Here is a 24376-nt window from a genome sequence, read left to right as displayed (position 1 = left end):
CTATGACCCAGTTCGACAATTCCTATGCCCGCCTGCCCAACGCGTTTCACACGAGGATCGCGCCGGAGCTATCGCCCGCGCCCGAGGTGATGCTATGGAATGCGCCATTGGCGGAGACCTTGGGTGTATCCGATTGGGATGCGCCGATGCTTGTGGGCAATGTAATCCCCGAGGGCGCCGATCCGATTGCGCAGGTTTATGCCGGGCATCAGTTCGGCGGCTGGTCGCCGCAGCTGGGCGACGGGCGCGCGGTGCTTTTGGGCGAGGTGGTCACAGAGGATGGCCGCTTTGACATCCACCTCAAAGGCGCGGGGCGCACGCCCTATTCGCGCAATGGCGATGGGCGGGCGTGGATCGGGCCGGTGCTGCGCGAATATATCATCAGCGAGTTTATGCAGGCTGCGGGTGTGCCGACGACACGCGCCTTGGCGGCGCTTCGAACCGGCGCGCGGGTGCAGCGCGAGCGCGCCTACCCCGGCGGGCTTTTGGTGCGCATTGCGTCCAGTCACATCCGGGTTGGCACGTTTCAATATTTCACGGCACGCGGCGATGAGGCCTCTGTCAAGCTTTTGACCGACCACGTCCGCGCGCGACATTACCCGCAGGCCAAAGATACGCTGGAGCTGTACGCCGAGATTGTCAAAGCGCAGGCGCGGTTGATCGCCAAATGGATGGGGCTGGGCTTTGTCCATGGGGTGATGAACACGGACAATATGGCGGTCTCGGGCGAGACGATTGACTACGGCCCCTGCGCCTTTATCGACGGCTATTCGCCAAAGGCGGTCTATAGTTCGATCGACCAATTCGGGCGCTATGCCTATGAGCAACAGCCCTCGATTGCGCATTGGAATTTGGCGCAATTGGGGTCGTGTTTCGTGCCGCAAATGGAGGAAGAGCTGGGCGGGCAGCACAAGGCGATTGATGCGCTGACCGAGGTGCTGAATGCTTTTCCGGAGGCCTATCAGGCGGAATGGCGCGCGGTGTTTGGCGCGAAGCTTGGGATGGACGATCCGAATGAGGCGGATGTGCCGCTCATTCAGGACCTCTTGGGCCTGATGGCCAAAGATGGCGCGGATTTCACCAATACGTTCAGAGGTTTGCTAGACGGCTCTGCGCGCGACTGGATGTTGGACCGGGAGGCGTTTGACGCCTGGGTGCCGCGTTGGGAGGCGCGACGCGCGGGGACTTGGCGTGAGATCATCACCAAGGCGAGCCCTGCCGTCATCCCGCGCAATCATCGGATCGAAGAGGCCATTCAAGCCGCACTTGAGGGTGATGAGAGCAAGGCGGCGCGGCTGGCGCGGGTGTTGAGTGCGCCGTTTGATCTGGCAGAGGAAGATCAGGATTTGACGCATCCGCCGACCGAGGATCAGGTGGTGCACAAAACGTTCTGCGGCACGTGATCTCTCACTTCGACCGGTATTTCCCAAACAAGCGCTTGTTGCGGGTGATAAAATCGCGGATCAGGCTTGCGAAAGGCGTGTTGCGGTCAAAGGCCACGTAGATCGCGCCGGACACCGCGCCGATGAGGCCGCCGCCCGCGTCAACGATCAGGTCCCACATCGTGTCCTGAAGGCCGGATTTCTGCATATTCGTGCCAAAAGTCTGATCCATCGTATATTCGAAAATCTCCCAGAGCGCGCCGATGGACATCGCAAAACAAAAGGCGAAGAGCCCCATGGCCCAAGGCGGGGCCGCATAGCGGTCGCCTTGGAACAGCATGAAAATCGCGATGAAGCCCACAAGACCAAAGCCCAGCGCAGAGCCTCCGTGCAGCACGATGTCCCACCACCAATAGCGATTGTAGAAATCGCCGACCTCACCCAGAAACAGCGTCGCGAAGATGAACAGCACGATCCCCGCCATGAAAGAACGCGGGATATAGATGTGAAAGCGACGCGCGAAGAACATCGGCACAAGCGTCAGCCCAAATGTGCCCAGCGCGATGAAGGACGAGGTGTAGCGCGCCGCCACGAGGCCCGCGACGAATTCCGCCATCAAAGCCACCCAGACGAGGCGCATGACCAAAGGCTGGCTGCGGGCCTTGGTCATCAGCTCTTGCAAAGTCTCTTTGGCAGACATGGTGAAATCCTGTTGTTGCATGCCTATGTTAACCAGATGATACCGAAAGTGGAAACCGGCGCGCTGCGCCTCGCCTCATATAATCTGCGCAAATGCAAAGGCACGGATGGCAAACGCGCGCCGGGGCGGGTGCTGGATGTGATCAACAGCCTTGAGGCCGATGTCATCGCGCTGCAAGAGGCCGATCTGCGGTTGGGACCACGCCCTGCCGCGTTGCCGTCCCGGATGATCGACACGCATACGGAGTTCACTGCCCTGCCCATCAACACTTCGCCGGTGTCCGTCGGCTGGCATGGCAATGCGATCCTCCTGCGCAAAGGGGCCTTGGTCGAGTGCGTGCATCGGTTTGATCTGCCGGGGTTGGAGCCGCGTGGGTCGGTGGCCGTGGATCTGCCGGGGTTGCGGGTCGTTGGCGTCCATCTGGGCCTGTTGCGCAGTTCGCGGCAGAAACAGCTTCACGCCATCCGCGCGCATCTGGCAAAACTCGACGACCGTCCGACCGTCATCTTGGGCGATTTCAACGAATGGTCGCGCACGCAGGGCCTCGATCCGCTGCGCGATGCCTTCGACATCCACGCGCCGGGACGCTCGTTTCACGCCTCGCGCCCGATGGCCGCGCTGGACCGCATCGCTTTTACTCCCGCGCTTGAGATGCGGGACGCAGGCGTGGCGGAGACGGTCCTGTCGCGCCAAGCCTCCGATCATTTGCCGATCTGGGCCGATCTCAGACCTTTGAATATCTGAGCACCGCCGCATAACGCCTTGATCTCATAGCCTCCTCGCCTATGGTCCGACAAAAATACGAGGCATGACATGCGCAACACTCTGCGGGCAAAAGCGATCAAAATCTGTGAAGAGAAGATCGCCAAGAATGGCGACACGGTTGGCCTGTCTTTTTACGCCTTCTTTGCCAACAAAAATGACGACCCCGAGCTTTTGATGGAAGCCGCAGAATGGTGGATCAAGACCCATCAGCTCGATCACTTTGAAAAATCAGCCAAAATTCGCGACATGATCCGCGCGGGGCTTTGAGGCGGGCCATCTCAGAGCTGCGCTCTTTGGAGGAGCGGTATGCGATAATCTGTGGTGCGCTGGCCGAGAAATCGTTTTAAACCGCTGCCAAGACGATTTTAACGGTTCCCCCTTCAAGGCACTTCCCATGACACTTCTGCAAATCACCTCGCTTCTGATCGTGCTCGCCGGCGCCTTCGGGGCGATCAACTACCTGTTTTTGAAACTCCCCTCCTCTATCGGCATTCTCGTCGTGGCGCTGATCGCCTCTCTCGCGGTGATCGGACTTGATGCGATTTTCCCCGCCTCTCTGGTCGAAGAGACCATCCGCGCCGAAGTTCTGGCCTTTGATTTCTCCGACACGCTGTTGGAAGGCATGTTGGGGCTGTTGCTCTTTGCGGGCGCTCTGCATGTGAAGGTCTCCGATCTTCGCGCGCAGTGGAAGCCGGTGTTTCTCATGGCGACCTTGGGCGTGGCCCTGTCCACCGCCGTGGTGGGCGCGGGCTTTAGCTGGCTGACCGGTATGCCCCTGTTGATCGCGCTCACCTTCGGAGCGCTGATTTCGCCGACCGATCCGGTCGCGGTGCTGGGCGTGTTGCGGCAGGCGTCGCTGCCGAAAAGCCTTGAGACCAAGATCGCGGGCGAGAGCCTGTTCAACGATGGCGTGGGCTATGTGGTCTATCTTGTGCTGGTTGGCCTGGCCTTTGCGGGCACGGGTCATGGCGATGTGCATGGGAGTGAGAATGCCGTCGAAGGCGCGCTCTGGCTCTTTGCCCAAGAGGCCATTGGCGGTGCGCTGTTGGGTCTTGTTTTGGGCTGGCTGACCTTCCGCGTGATGCGGCTCATTGATGACTATGCTTTGGAGGTGCTGATCACCTTGGGTCTTGCGTTCGGCGGCTATGAATTGGCGGTCGCGATGCATGTGTCCGCCCCGATCATGGCGGTCTGCGCCGGGCTTTTGATCGGCGATGTGGGCGCGAAATACGGCATGTCCGAGGAAACCCGCCGCTATGTCGATGCCTTCTGGAAAATGATCGACGAGATTCTCAACGCCATCCTCTTCCTGATGATCGGTTTCGAGGTCTTCGCCGTGGCCTTTGACACCACCTCCGTCATCGGCGGACTTATGGCCATCGTGCTGGCGCTCATCGCGCGGCTCACAGCGGTGGCCATCCCGGTGTTCCTGCTCAAACCCTTCTCGAATTTCTCGAAAGGCACCATCCCGATCATGACATGGGGCGGGCTCAAAGGCGGGATTTCCGTCGCCCTCGCGCTCTCCTTGCCCGACAGCGAATGGAAACCGCTGATCCTGACGGCGACCTATATCGTGGTGGTGTTTTCGATCATCGTCCAGGGCCTCACCGTCGCCGCCGTCGCCAAACGTGTCGGCCCTGAACCGGAGTTGGATGTATGACCCGCTACCTGACCTATGACGTCTTCACCGACCGTGCCTTTGGCGGCAATCCTCTGGCCGTCGTGCCGGAGGCGGACACCCTGCCCGAAGAACAGCTGCAAAAGATCGCACGCGAGTTCAACTATTCGGAGACCGTGTTTCTCTACCCGCCCAAGGAGGCGGGAAACACTGCACGTTTGCGGATTTTCACGCCGACGATGGAGGTGCCCTTTGCCGGGCATCCCACCATCGGTGCCGCTGTGGCGCTCTCTGAGATGGGCTATGGGCCGGAGTTGCGGCTTGAGTTGAAGGTCGGGTTGATCACCGCCAAAGCCGCGGATGGCAAGGCGGAATTCACCGCCACGCAGCCGCTTGAGACCGTCGCGCATCCCGAGGCGGCTTTGGTCGCGAAAGCGCTTGGCCTTTCCGAGAGCGATCTGAAATCCGCGCCGGTGATGGCCGGAATGGGCTTGGCCTTCACCTTCACGGAACTCACCTCGCGCGCGGCTTTGGCGCGCGTCACCTGCGACATTGCCAGCTTCCGCGAGGGCCACGCGCGCTACCCGATGGGCCTCGACTTTGCCCAAGCGCCCTATTGGCGCGACGGTGAGACCGTGCATTTGCGCATGTTCGCGCCGCTCGATGACATTCCCGAAGACCCCGCGACCGGCTCCGCAGCAGCCGCCCTTGGGCGGGTGTTCCAAGAGCGCGACGGGGGCGACATCACCATGACGATCCATCAAGGCGACGACATGGGCCGCCCCTCGCGAATCTCGGTCCATGCCACGCCCGAAGGCGTCACCATCGGCGGTCAGGCGATCCGCATGATGGAGGGCAAGCTGGTCTTTTGAGACCAAAGCAGACTATCCTTACAAAATGGTTTTGCGAGTAAGTCGCAAATGCGGGCTGGACCAATCCGGCCCGTTTTTTTACCTTTGGGCAGACCACCTGAGCCGGAGCCCTCATGACAGACACGATCCTGATGCGTTGCGAGGCCAAGGGCCTGCGCCTGACCGAGCAACGTCGCGTCATTGCCTCCGTGCTCGAAGAGGCGGTGGATCACCCGGATGCCGAGGAGCTTTACGCCCGCGCCTCCGCCAAAGACCCGAAAATTTCGCTGGCCACGGTGTACCGCACCGTGAAGCTGTTCGAAGAGCGCGGCATTTTGGACAAGCTCGAATTCGGCGACGGGCGGGCGCGCTATGAACCGGCGGATCGGGCGCATCATGATCACCTGATCGACATGGAAACCGGACAGGTCATCGAATTCGTCGACCCGGAGATCGAAGCGCTTCAGGAAAAGATCGCGGAGCGGCTGGGGTTCGATCTCAAGGGGCATCGCCTCGAACTTTTCGGCGTGCGCAAAAAGCGCTGAGCGCCTTGCGACCCGGGGTTGAGTGGTTTCGCCCTCCCCCGTCTGCGGCTTTTGAGGCCTCACAAAGCTTGCCGCTTGGGTGTCTGCCCCGCTAGGTCTGGGAAAAACTCAGGATCCCACATGCACAATCTGCGCGCCATTCTCATGATCATCGGCTCCATGGCCTTTTTCACCGTGGAGGACATGTTCATCAAACAGCTCTCCACCGCGATGCCGGTCGCGGAGGTGCTGCTGTTGATCTGTATCGGCTGCGCAGCGATTTTCACGATCTGGGCTCTGCTGCGCCGTGACCGGATTTTCACCGCGCGCAATTGGCGCCCCATGATCCTCTTGCGGGCTTCGACCGAAGCCGTTGGGTCCATTGCTTTCGTCACGGCCTTGTCCCGGGTCGAGATTTCCACCGTCGGCGCCGTCTTTCAATCCATGCCGCTGGTCGTCACCCTCGGAGCGGCGGTCTTCCTCAAGGAACGTGTCGGCTGGCGACGCTGGAGCGCGATTTTTGTCGGTTTCATCGGCGTTTTGATGATCATTCGCCCCGGATTTTCCGCGTTTGAGCCGCAGGCGCTTTGGGTGCTCGTCGCGGTGGTGGCCGTGGCGGCACGCGACCTGATGACACGGGTGATGGATGTGGCCGTGCCCTCCACCGTCGTGTCCATGCAAGCCTACCTCGCAGTCCTGCCTGCCGCCCTTCTGGCGCTTTGGGTCTCTGGCGCACCGCCGGTGGCCCCTGATCTCACCCTGTCTGGCATGTTGGTCATCGCGATGCTCGCGGGCACTTTGGGCTATGCGCTGATCGTGTCAGGGATGCGGTTGGGCGATGCCTCCGCCGTCACGCCGTTTCGCTATGCGCGGCTCGTGTTTACCATGATCGGCGGCGTTCTGGTCTTTGGCGAGCGGCCCGATGTGATGACCTATCTCGGCTCTGCGCTGATCATCGCCTCCGGCCTCTATAGCTTCCTGCGCGAACGCAAATTGGCACGGCTGGATCGCGACATGTTGATGGCAGACCTCGAAGCGCCTCGAGTTTGATCCCTGTTTTAGCGCCGTTTTAGAATGCGCCGTTTTCAAAGAGTTGGCCGTTGTTAGCGCATGGGTTGTTGACCTATACGCCCCGGCTGGTATCAAGCAGGCGACTGGCCCGCTTAACCAAATTGCAAAGGGACACCTTCAATGAGCACCATCATCGACATCATCGGTCGCGAAATTCTCGACAGCCGCGGCAATCCGACCGTGGAAGTGGACGTCATTCTTGAAGACGGCACCATGGGCCGCGCCGCTGTGCCGTCGGGCGCCTCCACGGGCGCACACGAAGCCGTGGAAAAGCGCGACGGTGACACCTCCCGCTATCTAGGCAAAGGCGTTTTGGAAGCCGTCGCCGCCGTGAACGGTGAGATTGCCGAAGCGCTCGTCGGCATGGACGCCACCGAACAAGAAGCGCTCGACGCGGTGATGATCGAGCTGGACGGCACGCCCAACAAGGCCCGCCTCGGTGCCAACGCCATCCTCGGCGTGTCTCTGGCCGCTGCCAAAGCCGCCGCCGACTACTCCGCCCTGCCGCTCTACCGCTACGTCGGTGGCTCCGCCGCCCGCGTGTTGCCGGTTCCGATGATGAACATCATCAACGGCGGTGAGCATGCCGACAACCCGATCGATTTCCAGGAATTCATGATCATGCCTGTGTCGGCATCGAACGTGAAAGAAGCGATCCGCATGGGCGCCGAAGTGTTCCACACGCTGAAAAAAGAGCTCTCCGCCGCCGGTTACAACACCGGCATCGGTGATGAGGGCGGCTTTGCGCCGAACATCTCTTCGACCCGCGAAGCGCTGGATTTCGTGCTCTCCGCCATCGAAAAAGCTGGCTACAAACCGGGCGAAGACATCTACCTCGCGCTCGATTGCGCCTCGACCGAGTACTACGAGGGCGGCAAATACGAGATGAAAGGCGAAGGCAAATCGCTCACGTCTGAGGAAAACGCCGACTACCTCGTCGAGTTGTGCAACGACTACCCGATCATCTCCATCGAGGACGGCATGGCCGAAGACGATTGGGCCGGTTGGAAGCTTTTGACCGAGAAACTCGGCGATAAAGTCCAGCTCGTGGGCGACGATCTCTTCGTGACCAACCCGGAGCGTCTGGCCTCGGGCATCGAGCAAGGTGTTGCGAACTCCATGCTGGTGAAAGTGAACCAGATCGGGTCGCTGTCCGAGACGCTCAAAGCCGTCGATATGGCCCACCGCGCGCGCTACACCAACGTGATGTCGCACCGCTCGGGCGAGACCGAAGACGCCACCATCGCCGATTTGGCAGTGGCCACCAACTGCGGCCAGATCAAAACCGGCTCCATGTCGCGCTCCGACCGGATGGCGAAATACAACCAGCTGATCCGCATCGAGGAACAACTGGGCGCGACGGCGGAATATGCCGGGACGTCGATCCTGAAGAAATAAGGCCGTGCGCCACGGCGGGCAAACCCGCTTGACGAGATAGAGAAAGCCCCGCCGGATTGGTGGGGCTTTTTGTTTTATGCCTATTTATATAAGCTCAATTTCATACATCATCTCAAAGGACATCGAATATGGCTTGGCCGACCCCACAGTATTCTAAAAACAGGGTGAGGACCGCAGGAAAAAAAATTGCAGCTGCATACAACGAAAAAAAGCACTTGGTATGGAACTTAGCAATTCCATATGAGGAATATCTCATTTTGGAAAATTGGCGCACATCCCATGGGGCTGTGCTAAATACTGCACAAGCATGGCTTAGACGTTTAAATTCTCCAGGTCGCCCAATCGTTGGTCAACGTCTGAAACGTATCAATACCATTGTCGATAAGCTCGCCACGGGACGGTCTCGCGATCTATCTACAATGCATGATATCGCTGGCGTCCGTGCAATCTTCAGATCTCTGGATGAAATTTATGATTTTCGAGATCAAATGCGGCAATCCAAAGCCCAACATCGTTTAACCCATGATGTCGATAAATTTGACTACATTCAGTCACCCAAAACTACAGGATACCGCGGTATACATGAAGTAATGGAGAGACAAGTGGCATCACCGAGTGGCATTCCATGGAACGGCCTTAAATTTGAAGTACAACTACGCACCGCTGTTCAACATGCATGGGCAACAGCAGTCGAAATTTATGACGACACTCAAACTGCGCGATTTAAGTTTCAGCAGTCTGAAAACCCTGCCTACGAACAGTTTCTCATCGCCAGCGAGATCTTAGCAAGAGTTCATGAAGCCAGCAGCGGGTGCTTAGCTGAAATGGACGACATAAAACTGGCCAACCGCTTTATAGAATTAGAGTATCAAACACACACTGTGACTATGATACACGGCCTACAAGTTGCCGTTAACTATAGACCTCTAAAGAAAAACAGTATCTTACAGCGAACGACAAAAGGAGATTTGTTCGTGTTTTCATTTTCAAGTTTTCCTCAAGCGCTCCGTGCAATTTCAGAAATTGAAGGGCGAGAAGAAACTCTGAATGCAGTGTTGGTTGGAGCCAAAACACCTCTACATATTCGCGAAGCATTTCGAAATTACTTTGAAGATACCTCCGATTTTGTATTTCTTCTGGAAGAGGCAATTTACAAGATTATGGGTCACGAGATCATTCTGCCTTGGCAGAAGACTACCTAATCCGACTTAGGAATAATAATTAAGATATGACTTCCCTCTCCAGCCCGCTCCCCGACGGCACCCACGAGTTGCCCTCCGGCAAGCTCGCCGCCATTGTCACTTACCTCGAAATGCACTCCCGCCCCGCTCCGCGCCCTGCGCCGGAGCAGCCGGGGTTGGAGCTGGTGCGTCATGAGGCGCCCGATCTCGAATGGTATCGCGCGCTTTATCGACGTGTCGGCGAGGATTGGCTTTGGTTTTCAAGGATGTATATGGCGGATGATGCGCTTGCCGCGATCCTGACCGATCCGAATGTCGAGGTCTATTCGGTCCGCAAAGACGGCATGGATCTCGGACTTTTGGAATTGGATTTCCGCGATCCCGAGAACACCGAACTGGCGTTTTTCGGGCTGGATAAGAGCCTGATCGGCGGCGGCACCGGGCGGTGGTTAATGGAACATGCTTTGGACAAGGCCTTCGCGCACCCGATCAAGCGGTTCTTCGTTCACACCTGTACGCTGGACAGCCCGCAGGCCGTGGGGTTCTACATCCGCTCAGGCTTTACCCCCTACCGGCGCGCCATCGAGGTGATGGACGATCCGCGCATGAATGGTCCGCTGGCGAAGACGGCCGCGCCGCAGATTCCTATGATCTGAAAGGCTCATAGCAAAAGGCCCCGCAACATTGCGAGGCCTTCGAAAACAAACACTCTGAACAGAAACCTAAGCACTGGTCACGTCACAAACTCTTGGGCGAACCGTACGCTCTTACGGGCATTTCGCCGTGTAATAGGTGCCGTCACCGTTGGAATAGGCACAGGTCGCAGCGCTCGCATCCTTGGCGACCAGAGCGCCGGCAGCAGCGCCACCCAGCGTGGCCAGGACGGTCCATTCGTCATTGGACCCAAGCGCATCGGCAGTGATGTAGCCCAGACCAGCACCGGCAGCAGCGCCGACGCCGGTGCTCATGTCGGTGTTGCTCATCTGACAAGCGGCGAGTGCGGGCGCGGCAAAGGCCATCGCCAAAAGGATTTTCTTGGACATGGAAGTCTCCCGTTGATCTTATTGCTGTGGGGTCAACGTCAGCCTCGCCGGAATGGTTCCTAAAAAACTGTACTAAACGTGCAAATGCGTGAGCGAAAACAAGGTAAACATTTGAAATTATGACAAAAGAAATTTCCGCAGATGAGATCATCGCAAAGCTGAACCTGACGCCTCACCCCGAGGGCGGGCATTATCGGCAAACCTGGATCGCCGAGACGGACGGCGATGCGCGGGCGGCGGGGACCTGTATCTATTTCCTGCTCAGGGCGGGCGAGCAAAGCCATTGGCACCGGGTCGATGCGACGGAGATCTGGCATTACTACGCGGGCGCGCCTCTGATTTTGTCGATGTCGGAGACGGAAGACGGCCCGGCACGGGATTTGATCCTTGGACCGGATTTAACCGCCGGAGAAGCGCCCCAGCTCATCGTACCACCGCATCATTGGCAGGCGGCCAAGACGACAGGAGACTGGACGCTGGTCGGCTGTACGGTCTCGCCGGGGTTCCGGTTTGACGGCTTCGATCTGGCGCCGCCCGATTTTGAGATTCCGCGCAGCGAATTGGGGCCAGAGCAAAGATAATGCCGGATTATGGGGAATACTGTCGCGTTTTTCCCCACAGATTTGGCAAAATGGTAAGGTTTTCCAGACTGGCTTAAAAATGACGTTAGGTTAACCTGAACCTGTTAACCAGTGTCGGGGGGGGAACCAGTGACCACACGTTTTCCCATTGTTTCGAGTTTTGGGCCCGGCGGAGTTGCACCTCGCAAGCTGCCGGGTCTCGTTCTCCTCCCATTTTAACCTATTCCGTTTTCCCCAGATCAGGCCGCGAAATGCGACCGCCCCCGATCGCAGTCCGCACGCCAGTCGTCATGGGGGCAGAGGTCGGCATCCCGTAGATCACCCGCACTGCGAGATAGGCAAAGGCCTGCGCCTCTAACATATCGCCATCGAGCCCCACCTCTTCGACCGGCAACACCGGGCAATCCACCCCCGCCGCAATCATCGCCATCAACGTCGCGTTGTGACGCCCGCCGCCGGTGACATAGAGCGCCGTGGGCGGTGTCGGGCAATGCTCCATCGCGCGGGCGACCGAAGCGGCGGCAAAGGCGGTCAGGGTGGCGGCGGCATCGGCGTCGGACAGCGATAAGGCGGCCTCAAGAACACCGTGGAAATCGTTCCGGTCCAGAGATTTCGGCGGCATTTTGTAGAAATAAGGATGCTCAAGGCCTTTGGCGACGATCTTCATCTCCGGCTGACCCGCAGCGGCCAGTGCGCCACCCGCGTCATGGGTCTCGCCCCGGCGCGCGCGCATCAGATCGTTCACCGGCGCATTCGCGGGGCCGGTGTCGAAGGCCAGCAAAGCGCCGGGTGCTGCCGGGTCCTCCACGGTGGGATCGACCCAAGTCAGATTGCCGACACCACCGAGATTGAGGAAGGCGACCGGCGCCTCGGCCCCGATGTAGCGCGCCAAAGCGTGATGGAAGAACGGCGCCAAAGGCGCGCCCTGCCCGCCCATTTCGACATCCGCCGTGCGGAAATCCCAGACCACCGTGCAGCCGAACATCTCGGCCAGAACTGCGCCATTCCCGGCCTGATAGGTCCTCCCCGCGTCAGGCGCGTGGTTCAAGGTCTGGCCGTGAAAGCCGATCAGATCGAACTCCGCCGCATCTTCGCCAACGATGAGATTCATCAAGGCATGGCTATGCGCCGTCTCAATGATTTCACACACCTCTTCAGGTGCCGCCCACGACCCGAGGGACGCCCGCAATTTATCCTGCTCATCCGGCGTGTAATCCCAAAAGACGCTTTTTCCGAATTCGAGAATCTCGACACCATCGGTTTTCAACACCGCCACATCCACCCCGTCCAAAGACGTGCCGGACATACATCCGGCGGCCCAGATCGGAGACTTCTTACCCTGACTGCTCATCACACTCTTTCCCTTTGGTGCGCACCCCGATATATCAGGCCCCGCTGACCCTTTGAACGGAAAATGTGACAGATGACCTACCATCCCAAATCGGAATTCCTGCGCGTGATCATCGAGCGCGGGTTCCTGGCCGATTGCACCAATTTGCAAGAGCTGGACGACGCGCTGAACAATGGGATGGTGACCGCCTATATCGGCTATGACGCGACGGCGAAATCGCTGCACGTCGGGCATCTGTTGAACATCATGCTGCTGCGCTGGTTCCAGAAGACCGGCAACAAGCCGATCACGCTGATGGGCGGCGGCACGACGAAGGTGGGCGATCCGTCTTTCCGCTCCGACGAACGCCCGTTGTTGGGGCCGGAGCAGATCGACGAGAACATCGCGGGCATGCAGCAGGTGTTCGACCGCTACCTCGATTACGGGGATGAGGGCAACACGCCCTCAAGTAGCGAAGCGGTAGGGCAAAATAATCTTGCGCTCATGCGCAACAATGCCGAGTGGCTCGACAGCCTGAATTACCTCGACTTCCTGCGCGACATCGGGCGGCATTTCTCCGTGAACCGGATGCTGTCTTTTGAGAGCGTGAAATCGCGTTTGGATCGCGAGCAATCGCTGTCCTTCCTCGAATTCAACTACATGATTTTGCAGGCGTATGATTTCCTCGAGCTGAACCGCCGCTACGGCTGTCTTTTGCAGATGGGCGGATCGGATCAATGGGGCAATATTGTCAACGGCATCGACCTGACGCGCCGTGTTTTGGACAATGACATCTACGGATTGACCACGCCGCTTTTGACCACCTCGGATGGCCGCAAGATGGGCAAATCCCAAGGCGGCGCGGTCTGGCTCAATGCCGATATGCTCTCGCCCTATGAGTTCTGGCAGTTCTGGCGCAACACCACGGATGCCGACACCGGGCGCTTCCTCAAGCTCTACACCGATCTGCCGGTCGAAGAGTGTGAGCGTCTCGGCGCGCTTGAAGGGTCCGAGATCAACGAAGCCAAGATCATCCTCGCCAATGAGGTCACCACGCTGTTGCATGGCGCCGAAGCTGCGAAGGCGGCCGAGGCCACCGCACGCGAGGTGTTTGAGAAAGGCGGCGTGGGCGATGATCTTCCGACCGTGGAACTGGCGGCGTCGGACATCGGCGACGGCATTTCCATCGTGCAGCTTTTCGTCAAATCCGGCCTCTCCGACAGCGGCAAAGCAGCAAAACGCCTGTTTTCCGAGGGCGGCGCTAAGGTGAATGACGAGGACCACAAGGACGCAGGCCTTCTGGTGACGGCTGATATGCTCAAGGAGCCGATGAAGCTCTCGGCAGGCAAAAAGCGCCACGCATTGGTGGTCTGCAAGGGCTAAATTCCGCCCGACTTCACGAAATGATCCAAAGCCGCGCAGCAACTGCGCGGTTTTGTGATATTAAAGGACGCTGATCTTCATGGATTTTTTCCATTTTCAGGCGCAGAATACACGCATGAAGAGAGTCGCATTCCTCCCCCTTGTTCTCATGGGCCTCGCCAGCACGGCTGAGGCGCAATCTTTTGACGCGAGCCAATGGATCACCGGCGACGGCTGGATCGCGCTTGGTGCATCGACGATCGATACCGAAGAGGCATGGCTGGGCGGTGATGGCACATGGACCACCGCTTGGGATGGGCTGGGTCTGAGTTTCGGGGCCTTTGGCACCTTGGGGCGCGAACATGAAACCTATGCGGCGCTGAGTTATAGCCTCAGCTCCGGCGCCCGGTTCGAGATCGGCAATCCGCGCCCGGCCTATGACCAATTCGCCCGCCCGCTGATTTCCGACGTGATGCTACCGGAAGCGCTGAGACGCACAGAGACGGGATTTAGCCGATTGACCAATGGCACGATCACCGAAAGCCAATACCTGCCCTATGGCGTGAGCTATCAAACCGCAGGCGTGGCGACCTCGCTCCATTATGTCGATGAATATGACGCCACGATTCTGGGTCTTGGCGGCGGCTGGCAGAGCGGCGCTTGGCAGATCGAGGTGGCGTTGGAATATGTCGATGGCGACACCAATGATGCCAATGCGAAACTGCAAGGGCGCTATGAATTGGGCGCGGGCGAGATGTCCGGCACGCTGTCCTACAATGAGGCCAATGATGCCCCCGCCGCGGTGGAACTGGCCTATCGCCACCAAGTGACCGACCGGCTGTCCCTGACCGAATTGGTCTCTGTGCCCTTTGAGGAACCGGAGGATGGCGTGGCGCTTTTGGGGGCGAACATCTACCTGCGCGGCTCGACCTCACTGGATTTGTCGGGCGGCTATGGCGCGGGGGATGGATTGGCCTCTGCGGCGGTGCGCTTCGAGTTTTAAACCCAGAAGTCAGACATGAAAAAGGGCGCCCGAGAGCGCCCTTTCTATTGCAGTGTCGGACCGGATTAGCCGGATTAGTCCGTGACCTTCACAGACGTCATCACATCCGGCTCACCGATGACGGCGCCATTGGGGCCGGTGCCGCGTTTGATCTGATTGACCACATCCATGCCGGACGTCACCTTGCCGACCACGGTGTATTGACCGTCGAGATGCGGCGCGGGCGCGAACATGATGAAGAACTGCGCATTGGCGGAGTTCGGGTTCTGGCTGCGGGCCATGCCGACGACGCCGGTGTCAAAGGACTGATCGGAGAACTCGGCCTTCAGATCGGGATAGGTGGAGCCACCGCGCCCGGCCATCTGCATCGAAAAATCGGCAGCGCCCATTTTGCCATATTGCACATCGCCCGTTTGCGCCATGAAGCCGTCGATCACGCGGTGAAACACGACATTGTCATAGGCGCCCTCAGAGGCGAGTTTCGTGATCTGCTCGACATGGCCCGGGGCCACATCGTCGAACAGGTCGATATGGACGACACCATTGGCCTCGCCCGAGACGGTGATGTCGAGCCCGGTCGCGAAGGCCGGCCCCGCCACCAGAGCGGCGATCAGGGTGAGCGACTTAAGCATCGGCGGCCACCTTCATGGAGATCATCGCGTCGGGGTACATCGGCGGCTCACCACGGGTGATCTTGTCGACGGCGTCCATGCCGGAGATCACGCGGCCATAGACCGTGTACTGGCGGTTGAGGAAGTGGTTGTCGGAGAAGTTGATGAAGAACTGCGAGTTGGCGGAGTTCGGGTTCTGCGACCGCGCCGCACCGATGGTGCCGCGATCATGCGGAATGCCGGAGAACTCAGCCGGAAGATCCGGCAGATCGGAGCCGCCGGTGCCCGCACGACGCAGTTCGAAGTCTTTGTTCTGGTTGCCGAATTTCACGTCGCCCGTCTGCGCCATGAAGCCGTCGATCACGCGGTGAAACACCACCCCGTCATAGGCGCCGGAGCGCGCAAGCTCTTTCATCCGCTCACAATGTTTGGGCGCGATGTCGGGCAGAAGCTCGATGACCACTTCGCCGCCTTCGAGCGTGATGATGATCGTGTTTTCAGGATCTTTGATGTCGGCCATGACTGGCTCCTTCCGGATAGAAACGGTCAAAATTTGGCACAGTTTAATCTGCGCGTGAGACGAGGGAAAGGCCGAACTCATCACAAGCCTGCTCATCTGCACCCGCCACAACTCACGGTGGTTGACGAAGCGGTGATCAGAGTTCAAACAAGTGTCAGACGCCAACCCCTCCCCCGAAAGGACCGATTGCTATGGCTTGGAAAACCCTCGATGATATGGAGCTGGCCGGCAAGGTCGTGCTGACCCGTGTGGACATCAACGTGCCCGTGGCCGATGGCAAAGTGACCGACGCCACCCGGATCGAGCGGATCAAGCCGACGATTGACGACATTCTGGAAAAAGGCGGCAAGCCGGTGCTTTTGGCGCATTTCGGGCGTCCGAAAGGTCAGGTCGTGCCGGAGATGAGCCTTGGGCTGATCAAGGACGCCGTCTCCGACGTGCTGGGCGTGCCGGTGAAATTTGCGAGTGACTGCATCGGCGGTCCGGCAAAAGAGGGTGTGGGTGAGCTTGGCGAAGGTGAAGTTCTGTTGCTGGAAAACACCCGCTTCCATGAGGGCGAGACCAAGAACGACGGCCAATTCGCCGCCTCTCTCGCCGCTCTGGGCGATGTCTATGTCAATGACGCCTTTTCTGCGGCGCACCGCGCGCATGGCTCGACCGAAGGGGTGGCGAAACTCCTGCCTTCCTGCGCAGGTCGGCTGATGCAAGCCGAGCTTTCCGCGCTCGAAGCCGCACTTTCCACCCCCGAACGCCCGGTCGTGGCCGTGGTCGGTGGCGCGAAAGTCTCGACCAAGCTCGATCTGCTGGGCAATCTGGTGCGCAAGGTCGATTACTTGGTGATCGGCGGCGGCATGGCCAACACGTTCCTGGCGGCCGAGGGCGTCGATGTGGGCAAATCGCTTTGCGAGCATGATCTGGCCGACACCGCGCGCGAGATCATCAAAAAGGCCGACGAGGCCGGGTGCGAAATCGTGCTGCCGGTCGATGTCGTCATCGCCCGCGAGTTCAAGGCCAATGCCGAAAACGAGGTCGTGCCGGTCACCGAATGCCCGGCGGATGCGATGATTTTCGACGCGGGTCCGAAATCGGTCGAGCGCATCAGCGAGATCATCGAAGGTGCCAAGACCTTGATCATGAACGGCCCGCTTGGGGTGTTCGAACTTGAGCCCTTTGGCAAAGGCACCTTCGCGATGATCGAAAAGATCGCCGAACAGACCAAGGCGGGCGCTTTGGTGTCCGTCGCGGGTGGCGGCGACACGGTGGCCTCGATCAACGCCTCGGGCCACGGCGAAGATTTCACCTATATCTCAACCGCGGGCGGCGCCTTCCTCGAGTGGATGGAAGGCAAGGAATTGCCCGGGGTTGTGGCCCTCGGCTAAGTGTTCAAGGCCCGCCGGTTCTGGCGGGCCTTTTCATTTTCAGACACATCATGAGGCGCGTTTGAGGGACATCAAGTCCCTGCCGGGAAAAGCGGCATAGCCTACCGCCAAGGTGAGCCGAGCGCGTAACCTGCAAGAGATTCCAAAACGTTAGCGCCACCAAGATTGCGACGCGGCGCCGGGCACGGTAATTCGGTAGTGAGATCAGTTGAGCCCCGCGAGGGGATTTGACCCAACAGAGGCCAAGAAGAGGAATGAGATGTCTATTCAAGAAATGACCGCCAAAATGGGCGAAGGCCAAGGCTTCATCGCAGCGCTTGACCAATCGGGGGGCTCCACGCCCAAGGCGCTCAAACTCTACGGCGTCGAGGAAAGCGAATATTCGGGTGACGACGAGATGTTCGACATGGTGCACGCGATGCGGTCGCGCATCATCCAGTCGCCGTCTTTCACCGGCGACAAAGTCATCGGCGCGATCCTCTTTGAGATGACCATGGACCGCGAAGTCGGTGGCAAACCGACCTCTTTGTTCCTCTGGGAAGACAAAGGCGTGGTGCCGTTTCTCAAGATCGACAAGGGGCTCGAAGCCGAGGCAAATGGCGTTCAGCTGATGAAACCGATGCCGGGTCTCGACGATCTTTTGGCGCGCGCCGCAAAGCTCAAGGTCTTTGGCACCAAAGAGCGCTCGGTGATCAACGCCGCCAATCCAGAAGGCATCAAAGCCGTCGTCGACCAGCAATTCGAGATCGGCGAACAGGTGATCAAGGCCGGTCTCATGCCGATCCTTGAGCCGGAAGTGACCATCACCATCGCGGATAAGGCCGAAGCCGAAGCCATCCTGCGCGAAGAAATCCTCAAGCATCTCGACGCCATGGACGAGAGCAAGCAGGTCATGCTGAAACTCTCCCTGCCGACCGAGGCCAATTTCTACAAACCGCTGGTCGATCACCCGCGCGTGTTGAAAGTCGTGGCGCTGTCGGGCGGTTACGGGCGCGATGAGGCCAATGACATCCTGTCGAAAAACACCGGCATGATCGCGTCTTTCTCGCGCGCGCTCTCCGAGGGGCTGAACGCCAAACAAAGCGACGCGGAATTCGACGCCACGCTGAAAGCCGCCGTGGACAGCATCCACGCGGCCTCCATCGCGGGCTGATCTGCGCATCCCTACAGAAATTTGGGCGCTCCTCACCGGGGGCGCCCTTTTCGCGCGCCACCACCCCGAGGCCAAGGTGAGTCGCGCCGTGGCAAGTCCACGACAAGACCAGAGAGGGTGGGAAAGATATGTGCATTTGCTCACTGGAACTCGATCGCGAAAACCGTGTAACACTTTTACGAACATATATGCTGCATTTGCGAAATCACTTCGCCGTTTGATCAGCGTAAATCCGCATCCCACGCGCAGAATCCCACTTGCGCGATGGACAAAAAAGGTCAAAAGGCGTTGAGATTAGGAGGAATTCCGCCCGCATTAAGCAGTATTCCGCCACAGACACCCTAAGATTGGCATTTTGTGCTGCACAGCAAAATTGACGCCTTATTTACCCTCCAGACCCTGACATCACGGAGTGCCAGTTTGACGATTCCCGCCGGTTCCGCCGCAACCCTTGAGACTTCCCCTGACAATCTGCGCCGCCGCCGGTTTCTATCGGCTATGGCGGGCTCTGTTGCCGTCTCTGCGGTGATGCCCTCTTTGCTGATGGCCCAAGAGGCCGAAGCCCCAGTCACCGAAGCCCCTGTCACCGCGGCCCCCGAAGCCGACCCTCTGCCCGCAGAGCCTGTCGCGCCCGCCGCCCCCGAATTCCCGCCCTTTAGTTTTGACGCGCTCTCCGAGGAAATGCGCAAAGCGGCCGGTGAGAATTGGCACGAGGCGGAAAAGATCGAAGGCGCGCTCGCCGGTCTCGATTACGACGCCTACCAACGCATCCGCTTCCGCCCCGACCATGCCCGCTGGCAAGACGAGGGACAGGAATTCCGCCTGCACGCTTTCCATCTCGGATGGCTGTTCAAGGAGCCGGTGCATATTTTCGAAATCGTCGAGGGCCGCGCCCAGCCGATGGACTTCACCACCCATGATTTCGAATATGGCGGCAATGTCAGCGAACAAATCCCCGAGGACACGCCGATGCCGGGGGTGGCCGGGTTCCGCCTGCACAACCCGCTCAACCGTGCCGACATCTTCGATGAGCTGATCGCATTCCTGGGCGCGAGCTATTTCCGCGCCTTGGGTCGGGGGACGGTTTACGGCCTCTCCGCGCGAGGCCTCGCGGTCAACACCGCCATGCAGGGCGGCGAAGAATTCCCGCGCTTTACCGATTTCTGGATCGAACGTCCCATGCCGGGCGCCAACACGATCACGGTCTATGCCGCACTCGACAGCAAATCCGTGACCGGCGCCTACCGCTTTGTCATCACCCCCGGTGAGGACACCGAGATGGAGGTCACCGCCCGGCTGTTCCTGCGCGAGAAAACCGATCAGATCGGCATCGCGCCCTTGACCTCGATGTATCTCTTCGGTGGCGCCGATCCGCGTGGTTTCGACGATTTCCGCGCCTCTGTGCATGACAGCGAATATCTCGTGCTCAACACCCGAGGTGGCGAGACTTTCCTGCGTGCCTTGAACAATCCGCCGCGTCTGGCGAGTTCTTATCTGGGCGCAGAAAACCCGCTGTCCTTCGGCCTTATCCAGCGCAGCCGCGATTTCGACGATTACCTCGACGCGCAAGCGCATTATGAACGCCGCCCGTCCTTGATGGTCGAACCGATTGGCGATTGGGGCAAGGGCACCGTGCGTCTGGTGGAGATCCCGTCGAAACTTGAGGGCAACGACAATATCGTCGCCTTCTGGGTGCCGGATGGGACGTTCGACAAAGGCGCGGCGCTGGAATATGGCTACCGGCTGCATTGGGGCATGGCGCCCAAAGGCGACCGCAGCGTCGATCGCGCCCGCGTCCTGCGCACCCGTGTGGGCGAAGGCGGTGTGGCCGGCGTTGAACAGAAAAGCGACACCCGCAAATTCGTGATCGATTTCGAGGGGGGCGTTCTGTCTTCTCTGCCTGCCGATGCCGTGCTGGTCCCGCAGGTCAGCAGCGGCCGTGGCGAGATCACGCAGGCCATTGTCAGCAAGGTCAGCGGCACCAATATCTGGCGTCTTGTGATCGAGGCGAAAACCGATCCCGGAAATGTTGCGGAACTTAAAGCCGCTCTGACGGGTTATGGACAGACATTAACAGAAACGTGGCTTTACCAATGGATGAGGGACTGACTTTGACGCGATCTTCTCAACAGACCGAATTGGATATGGGCAAAGATATGAACACCGACGCACATCTCGATGCGGCGCAGGACTGGTTGCCGCCCGAGGCGCCGCTTGAGATGCCGCGCCAAGTGCTTGAACGCGACACCCGGCGGGCCGAATGGCCCCGCCTTCTGCGCCTGATCCTGCCCGGCAAAGCGGTCTGAGGCCGAGAGACAGATCATGTCCTCTTCGCCTCGCAAGGCCGCGCGCAGGGCCCTGCCCGCTGATGCCCGCACCAAGCTGATCCGCACACTGGCCCTAAGTTTCGCGCTTTTGGCCGCCCTCACCGCCTCGACGCTTCTGGCCGATGCCGCCATTCAGGACGGTGTCGATGTTTGGGACGTGGTGCGCGGGGTGTTGATTTTTGTCACCACCGCCTGGCTCGCCTGGGGGGCGACGTTGTCTTTCGTCGGCCTCGCGCCGCGCGTCGGCAAACGCCGCCCTGCGCCGGAGTTGACATCCCCTGCCCCGCGTCTCGTCGTCTTGGTGCCGATCTGCAACGAAGACCCGGTGACGACCTTTGCGCGCATCGCCGCGATGGATCAGTCGATCCGCGCCGAAGGTCTCGCCGCCGACATCGCGATCCTGTCCGACACCCGCAATGATGAATCTGCGCTTTTGGAGCGTCAGACCTATCTGCGCCTGATCCGCGAGACACACGGAGAAGGTCGCATTTTCTACCGTCGTCGCGACGACAACCGGGGACGCAAGGCGGGCAACATCGAAGAGTTCATCCGTCGCTCCGGCAGCGCCTATGATTTCGCGCTGATCCTCGATGCCGACAGCCTGATGGAAGGCCGCGCCGTGCGCGAGATGGCCGCCAAGATGCAGGCCGACCCGAAGCTTGGCCTGTTGCAGACCCTGCCGAAAATCATCGGCGCGCGGTCGTTCTTTGGCCGGGCGATGCAATTCGCCGCAAGCTTTCACAGCCCGATTTTCACCCGTGGCCTTGAGCGGCTTCAGGGCAACACGGGTCCGTTTTGGGGCCATAACGCCATGGTGCGGGTCAATGCCTTTGCCGAAAGCTGCGCCCTGCCGGAACTGGCCGGTCCGCCACCCTTTGGCGGGCACATCCTGAGCCATGACTATGTCGAAGCCGCCCTTTTGGCGCGCGGTGGCTGGCGCGTGCAGGTCGATCACACCATCAGCGGCTCGTTTGAGGAAGGCCCGGAAAACATCCTGTCCTACGCCAAACGCGATCGCCGCTGGTGTCAGGGCAACCTGCAACATTCCCGGCTTTTGCTGTCTCCCGGCATCGCCGGCTGGTCGCGCTTTGTGTTTTTACAGGGCATCTTCGCCTATCTCGTCTCCGTGCTTTGGGCCGCTTTTCTGATCACCTCCGTGGTGGCGACGATCCTCGCGCCCGTGCCGAATTATTTCCCGGAGCCGCATATGCTGTTCCCGGTCTTCCCGGACGACCGGACCAAGGAAATCACCGCGCTGATCGTTGGCATCATGGGGCTTTTGATCCTGCCGAAATTCGCCATTCTCTATGAAGCCTCGGGCACGCGGCGCACCGCCCGGTTTGGCGGCTCTGTTCGGGCTGGCTTGTCGGTGGTGGCCGAGATTTTGCTGTCTTCCCTGATTGCGCCTTTGATGCTGATGTATCAGACCAAAGCCGTGCTTCAGGTGCTCTCCGGTCGCGATGGCGGTTGGCCCGCGAACCAGCGTGGCGAAGGCGCTTTGAGCTTGCTGGAAGGTTTCCGCGCGGGACTTTGGATCATGCTCACAGGCGGCGCGGCGCTGGCTTTGGTCGCCCGTGTGGCGCCCGATCTGACGCTTTGGCTCCTGCCGGTCTGCTTGCCGATGGTGGCCGCCCCCTTCCTGATTGCATGGACCTCGCGTCCGCTCACACATGCCCTGTTTCTGGTGCCCGAAGAGCGCCGCCCTGCCCCGGTGATCCGCAGCTATCGCGAGATCCTTGGTCGGTGGCAGGCGGAGCCGCGCGCAGATGTGGCAAGCCCGGAGGTGACCCATGTCCCGGCATGACATCGCGGTGCCGAATGAGTTGGCCACGCCTGTGAAACGCCCGCGCGACCCGCGCATCGACGCGTTTCGCGGGCTGGCGCTCTTGATGATCTTTGTCGATCACTCGCCGCACAATCCCTTTGAATATCTCACCGTGCGCAACATCGGCTTTTCCGATGCGGCGGAGGCGTTTTTCATCATGTCGGGCATCGCCGCCGGTCTGGCCTACACCGGTCGGTTTCAGGCGCGCCACGACAAAGGCCTGTGGCAGGCTGTGGCGCCAATGTGGAAACGCTCCTGGACGCTCTACTTGGTGCAGATCCTGCTGACCTCTCTGGCCATCGCGATCTTTGCCGCAGGCGCCACGTGGTTTGGCGTCGATGAGTTGCTGACCAAGATCAACCTCAGGCAAGTGTTTGGCAACACCGCCGAGGCGCTGATCGGCATTCCGTTGCTGGGGCATCAATTGGGCTATGTGAACATTCTGCCTGCCTATTCGGTGCTGTTGTTCTGTGCGCCTTTGATAATCCTTTTGGGGCTTTGGCGGCCGATGTTGCTCTTGGGGCTCTCGGCGGCGCTCTGGCTGGCGGCGGGCATTTGGCGGATCAACCTGCCGAATTACCCCAATCCGGGCGGCTGGTTTTTCAACCCTGTCGCCTGGCAATTCATCTTTGTCGTCGGGCTTTTGACCGGGATTTTCCTACGTCGGGGCGAGCGGTTCGTGCCGAAAACGCCATGGCTCTTTTGGCTCGCGACCGGTTGGCTCGCGGTGGTGCTCGCGTGGCGCTATGTGCCGGGCTTCGGGCCGTTCATGAACCATCAGATGGCGGTTCTGGGCAAGGCGGGCCTGCCGTTCAACATGGTGTCGCATGACAAGACCTTCCTCGCCCTGCCCCGCATGACCCATGCTCTGGCCCTGGCCTATGTGTTGTCCTGCCTGCCTTGGGTGACGCGTTTGACCGGGTCGAAAGCGCTGTCCTTCTTGCGGCTTCTGGGGCGTCAAGGGCTTTTGGTCTTCGCGGCGGGCACGGTGCTTGCGCTCTTCAACCATGTGATCATGGGCTATTATGAGAAGGCCGACTGGCTCGGCTGGATGCTCATGCCCTTGGGTGCGCTGATCCTCATTGCCGTGGCTTGGCTGGGCGACATTCAGAAGTCCGCAAAACGTCAAACGCCCGCGCGAAAGGCAGACGTTGCAGCGCAGCCGATGCCCGCAGAGTAACACGCAAGTGTGTTCGGGCGGCTCAGAATCCGTTTCAGCATTTTTTTGCAGATGATTCGTTTTTGGGATTCACAGCGCGAATCGGCTGTGGCATAAGAGGGTTACGGAGGGGTTCCGCCAATGAGAACGCCCCGTGAGGCAGTACAGGTGACCTGACCCCGGTCGGGCATCTTTCATACAAAAAGGTAAGAAGCCTATCATGGCTCATCCGCGCAAACGCCCGTCGCTGACCGTGCTTCTGTACGTCGGCGTGATGGTCACCCTTGGTGGCTATTTCACCTTTGCCTCCGTGCAAGGGGAATACGGGCTGTTTCGCCGCTTGCAGATCGAGGCAGAATTGTCCGAGTTGCAAGCGGTGAGCGGCAAACTGGACGAAGAACTGGCCGTGATGCGCAACAAGACGTTGCGCCTGTCCGACAGCTATCTCGATCTGGATCTTTTGGATGAACAGGCACGCGATGTTTTGGGCTATCTGCGCGCCGATGAGATCGTGATCCGCTGACACCATCCCCTGCCCGAAAGGCAAAAGATGACACAGACAGCCGATGACACCACACCGTTTTTGACCCGCC

At 59.7% G+C, this 24376-nt stretch carries 25 protein-coding genes; 20 read left to right on the top strand and 5 right to left on the bottom strand.

The window, feature by feature from the left end:
* The first annotated feature begins 2 nt into the window (after window positions 1–2).
* A complete protein-coding gene (locus LC094_RS04185; RefSeq protein WP_226550482.1) occupies window positions 3–1403 on the top strand; it encodes a protein adenylyltransferase SelO in 1401 nt (466 codons plus the stop codon).
* Window positions 1404–1407: 4 nt separating this feature from the next.
* On the opposite strand, the gene LC094_RS04180 is transcribed toward LC094_RS04185, so the two are convergent.
* A complete protein-coding gene (locus tag LC094_RS04180) occupies window positions 1408–2082 on the bottom strand; it encodes a hypothetical protein (protein ID WP_226550480.1) in 675 nt (224 codons plus the stop codon).
* Window positions 2083–2118: 36 nt separating this feature from the next.
* Here LC094_RS04180 and LC094_RS04175 point away from each other — a divergent pair, with 36 nt between their 5' ends.
* The 9 genes from LC094_RS04175 to LC094_RS04135 all read left to right on the top strand — a co-directional run bounded on the left by LC094_RS04175 (window position 2119) and on the right by LC094_RS04135 (window position 10146).
* Window positions 2119–2826, top strand: a complete 708-nt coding sequence (locus LC094_RS04175) for an endonuclease/exonuclease/phosphatase family protein (RefSeq protein ID WP_226550479.1) — start codon at window positions 2119–2121, stop codon at window positions 2824–2826.
* A gap of 69 nt (window positions 2827–2895) precedes the next feature.
* Window positions 2896–3114: a DUF6500 family protein gene (locus LC094_RS04170; RefSeq protein WP_226550478.1), complete on the top strand. Its 219-nt coding sequence runs from the start codon at window positions 2896–2898 to the stop codon at window positions 3112–3114.
* Window positions 3115–3241: 127 nt separating this feature from the next.
* Window positions 3242–4507, top strand: coding sequence for a cation:proton antiporter (locus LC094_RS04165; protein WP_226550477.1), 1266 nt, complete (start codon window positions 3242–3244; stop codon window positions 4505–4507).
* The gene (locus LC094_RS04160) at window positions 4504–5337 is read left to right on the top strand and encodes a PhzF family phenazine biosynthesis protein (RefSeq protein ID WP_226550476.1); all 834 of its coding nucleotides are present in this window, start codon (window positions 4504–4506) and stop codon (window positions 5335–5337) included. Before LC094_RS04165 ends, LC094_RS04160 begins: the two co-directional genes overlap by 4 nt.
* 113 nt (window positions 5338–5450) lie before the next feature.
* Window positions 5451–5861, top strand: coding sequence for a Fur family transcriptional regulator (locus tag LC094_RS04155; protein WP_226550475.1), 411 nt, complete (start codon window positions 5451–5453; stop codon window positions 5859–5861).
* Between the two features lie 120 nt (window positions 5862–5981).
* Window positions 5982–6890: a DMT family transporter gene (locus tag LC094_RS04150; RefSeq protein WP_226550474.1), complete on the top strand. Its 909-nt coding sequence runs from the start codon at window positions 5982–5984 to the stop codon at window positions 6888–6890.
* Window positions 6891–7031: 141 nt separating this feature from the next.
* Window positions 7032–8309, top strand: coding sequence for a phosphopyruvate hydratase (gene eno / locus LC094_RS04145; protein WP_226550472.1), 1278 nt, complete (start codon window positions 7032–7034; stop codon window positions 8307–8309).
* Between the two features lie 128 nt (window positions 8310–8437).
* On the top strand, window positions 8438–9511 hold the full coding sequence (locus tag LC094_RS04140; RefSeq protein ID WP_226550471.1) for a RelA/SpoT domain-containing protein: 1074 nt from the start codon (window positions 8438–8440) through the stop codon (window positions 9509–9511).
* A 26-nt stretch (window positions 9512–9537) separates the two neighbouring features.
* Entirely contained in the window at window positions 9538–10146 is a 609-nt protein-coding gene (locus LC094_RS04135; protein WP_226550470.1) for a GNAT family N-acetyltransferase, read from the top strand.
* 111 nt (window positions 10147–10257) lie between these two features.
* Here the strand turns inward: LC094_RS04135 and LC094_RS04130 are convergent, their stop codons facing one another.
* The gene (locus LC094_RS04130; RefSeq protein WP_226550469.1) at window positions 10258–10533 is read right to left on the bottom strand and encodes a glycine zipper 2TM domain-containing protein; all 276 of its coding nucleotides are present in this window, start codon (window positions 10531–10533) and stop codon (window positions 10258–10260) included.
* A gap of 119 nt (window positions 10534–10652) precedes the next feature.
* Here LC094_RS04130 and LC094_RS04125 point away from each other — a divergent pair, with 119 nt between their 5' ends.
* Window positions 10653–11114 carry a cupin domain-containing protein gene (locus tag LC094_RS04125; protein WP_226550468.1) on the top strand — a complete coding sequence of 154 codons (462 nt, stop codon included), beginning with the start codon at window positions 10653–10655 and terminating at the stop codon, window positions 11112–11114.
* Window positions 11115–11334: 220 nt separating this feature from the next.
* On the opposite strand, the gene LC094_RS04120 is transcribed toward LC094_RS04125, so the two are convergent.
* Window positions 11335–12465, bottom strand: a complete 1131-nt coding sequence (locus tag LC094_RS04120) for an anhydro-N-acetylmuramic acid kinase (protein WP_226550467.1) — start codon at window positions 12463–12465, stop codon at window positions 11335–11337.
* Between the two features lie 72 nt (window positions 12466–12537).
* Between LC094_RS04120 and tyrS the strand changes: the two genes are divergently transcribed.
* Window positions 12538–13827 carry a tyrosine--tRNA ligase gene (gene tyrS, locus LC094_RS04115; protein WP_226550465.1) on the top strand — a complete coding sequence of 430 codons (1290 nt, stop codon included), beginning with the start codon at window positions 12538–12540 and terminating at the stop codon, window positions 13825–13827.
* A gap of 115 nt (window positions 13828–13942) precedes the next feature.
* Complete coding sequence (locus LC094_RS04110) at window positions 13943–14809, top strand: hypothetical protein (RefSeq protein WP_226550464.1); 867 nt, start codon at window positions 13943–13945, stop codon at window positions 14807–14809.
* A gap of 74 nt (window positions 14810–14883) precedes the next feature.
* Here the strand turns inward: LC094_RS04110 and LC094_RS04105 are convergent, their stop codons facing one another.
* Together LC094_RS04105 and LC094_RS04100 are read right to left on the bottom strand one after the other, a co-directional pair.
* Window positions 14884–15441, bottom strand: coding sequence for a peptidylprolyl isomerase (locus LC094_RS04105; RefSeq protein WP_226550463.1), 558 nt, complete (start codon window positions 15439–15441; stop codon window positions 14884–14886).
* A complete protein-coding gene (locus LC094_RS04100) occupies window positions 15434–15940 on the bottom strand; it encodes a peptidylprolyl isomerase (RefSeq protein ID WP_219784763.1) in 507 nt (168 codons plus the stop codon). Before LC094_RS04100 ends, LC094_RS04105 begins: the two co-directional genes overlap by 8 nt.
* Window positions 15941–16131: 191 nt before the next feature.
* On the opposite strand from LC094_RS04100, the gene LC094_RS04095 reads away from it, so the two are divergent.
* The 7 genes from LC094_RS04095 to LC094_RS04065 all read left to right on the top strand — a co-directional run bounded on the left by LC094_RS04095 (window position 16132) and on the right by LC094_RS04065 (window position 24306).
* On the top strand, window positions 16132–17319 hold the full coding sequence (locus tag LC094_RS04095) for a phosphoglycerate kinase (RefSeq protein ID WP_226550462.1): 1188 nt from the start codon (window positions 16132–16134) through the stop codon (window positions 17317–17319).
* A 259-nt stretch (window positions 17320–17578) separates the two neighbouring features.
* Window positions 17579–18472 (top strand): fructose bisphosphate aldolase, encoded by an 894-nt coding sequence (locus tag LC094_RS04090; RefSeq protein ID WP_226550461.1) that lies wholly within the window; start codon window positions 17579–17581, stop codon window positions 18470–18472.
* A 426-nt stretch (window positions 18473–18898) separates the two neighbouring features.
* Window positions 18899–20581 carry a glucan biosynthesis protein gene (locus LC094_RS04085; RefSeq protein ID WP_404814972.1) on the top strand — a complete coding sequence of 561 codons (1683 nt, stop codon included), beginning with the start codon at window positions 18899–18901 and terminating at the stop codon, window positions 20579–20581.
* Between the two features lie 2 nt (window positions 20582–20583).
* Complete coding sequence (locus LC094_RS04080; RefSeq protein WP_226550460.1) at window positions 20584–20778, top strand: hypothetical protein; 195 nt, start codon at window positions 20584–20586, stop codon at window positions 20776–20778.
* A 16-nt stretch (window positions 20779–20794) separates the two neighbouring features.
* Entirely contained in the window at window positions 20795–22603 is a 1809-nt protein-coding gene (gene mdoH, locus LC094_RS04075) for a glucans biosynthesis glucosyltransferase MdoH (protein WP_226550459.1), read from the top strand.
* The gene (locus tag LC094_RS04070) at window positions 22590–23804 is read left to right on the top strand and encodes an OpgC family protein (RefSeq protein ID WP_226550458.1); all 1215 of its coding nucleotides are present in this window, start codon (window positions 22590–22592) and stop codon (window positions 23802–23804) included. The genes mdoH and LC094_RS04070 overlap by 14 nt, the downstream gene beginning before the upstream one ends.
* A 199-nt stretch (window positions 23805–24003) precedes the next feature.
* On the top strand, window positions 24004–24306 hold the full coding sequence (locus LC094_RS04065; RefSeq protein WP_167600721.1) for an FtsB family cell division protein: 303 nt from the start codon (window positions 24004–24006) through the stop codon (window positions 24304–24306).
* Window positions 24307–24376: the final 70 nt, after the last annotated feature.

This window comes from Celeribacter naphthalenivorans (genome assembly GCF_020524585.1).
Lineage (GTDB): Bacteria > Pseudomonadota > Alphaproteobacteria > Rhodobacterales > Rhodobacteraceae > Celeribacter > Celeribacter naphthalenivorans.
Note: the sequence above shows the minus strand (reverse complement) of the source record. Positions and strands in the feature narration are given on the sequence as shown.

Coding starts and splice junctions, on each gene's coding strand:
- LC094_RS04185 (WP_226550482.1), top strand. CDS start 3: ATGACCCAGTTCGACAATTCCTATGCCCGCCTGCCCAACGCGTTTCAC.
- LC094_RS04180 (WP_226550480.1), bottom strand. CDS start 2,082: ATGTCTGCCAAAGAGACTTTGCAAGAGCTGATGACCAAGGCCCGCAGC.
- LC094_RS04175 (WP_226550479.1), top strand. CDS start 2,119: ATGATACCGAAAGTGGAAACCGGCGCGCTGCGCCTCGCCTCATATAAT.
- LC094_RS04170 (WP_226550478.1), top strand. CDS start 2,896: ATGCGCAACACTCTGCGGGCAAAAGCGATCAAAATCTGTGAAGAGAAG.
- LC094_RS04165 (WP_226550477.1), top strand. CDS start 3,242: ATGACACTTCTGCAAATCACCTCGCTTCTGATCGTGCTCGCCGGCGCC.
- LC094_RS04160 (WP_226550476.1), top strand. CDS start 4,504: ATGACCCGCTACCTGACCTATGACGTCTTCACCGACCGTGCCTTTGGC.
- LC094_RS04155 (WP_226550475.1), top strand. CDS start 5,451: ATGACAGACACGATCCTGATGCGTTGCGAGGCCAAGGGCCTGCGCCTG.
- LC094_RS04150 (WP_226550474.1), top strand. CDS start 5,982: ATGCACAATCTGCGCGCCATTCTCATGATCATCGGCTCCATGGCCTTT.
- eno (WP_226550472.1), top strand. CDS start 7,032: ATGAGCACCATCATCGACATCATCGGTCGCGAAATTCTCGACAGCCGC.
- LC094_RS04140 (WP_226550471.1), top strand. CDS start 8,438: ATGGCTTGGCCGACCCCACAGTATTCTAAAAACAGGGTGAGGACCGCA.
- LC094_RS04135 (WP_226550470.1), top strand. CDS start 9,538: ATGACTTCCCTCTCCAGCCCGCTCCCCGACGGCACCCACGAGTTGCCC.
- LC094_RS04130 (WP_226550469.1), bottom strand. CDS start 10,533: ATGTCCAAGAAAATCCTTTTGGCGATGGCCTTTGCCGCGCCCGCACTC.
- LC094_RS04125 (WP_226550468.1), top strand. CDS start 10,653: ATGACAAAAGAAATTTCCGCAGATGAGATCATCGCAAAGCTGAACCTG.
- LC094_RS04120 (WP_226550467.1), bottom strand. CDS start 12,465: ATGAGCAGTCAGGGTAAGAAGTCTCCGATCTGGGCCGCCGGATGTATG.
- tyrS (WP_226550465.1), top strand. CDS start 12,538: ATGACCTACCATCCCAAATCGGAATTCCTGCGCGTGATCATCGAGCGC.
- LC094_RS04110 (WP_226550464.1), top strand. CDS start 13,943: ATGAAGAGAGTCGCATTCCTCCCCCTTGTTCTCATGGGCCTCGCCAGC.
- LC094_RS04105 (WP_226550463.1), bottom strand. CDS start 15,441: ATGCTTAAGTCGCTCACCCTGATCGCCGCTCTGGTGGCGGGGCCGGCC.
- LC094_RS04100 (WP_219784763.1), bottom strand. CDS start 15,940: ATGGCCGACATCAAAGATCCTGAAAACACGATCATCATCACGCTCGAA.
- LC094_RS04095 (WP_226550462.1), top strand. CDS start 16,132: ATGGCTTGGAAAACCCTCGATGATATGGAGCTGGCCGGCAAGGTCGTG.
- LC094_RS04090 (WP_226550461.1), top strand. CDS start 17,579: ATGTCTATTCAAGAAATGACCGCCAAAATGGGCGAAGGCCAAGGCTTC.
- mdoH (WP_226550459.1), top strand. CDS start 20,795: ATGTCCTCTTCGCCTCGCAAGGCCGCGCGCAGGGCCCTGCCCGCTGAT.
- LC094_RS04070 (WP_226550458.1), top strand. CDS start 22,590: ATGTCCCGGCATGACATCGCGGTGCCGAATGAGTTGGCCACGCCTGTG.
- LC094_RS04065 (WP_167600721.1), top strand. CDS start 24,004: ATGGCTCATCCGCGCAAACGCCCGTCGCTGACCGTGCTTCTGTACGTC.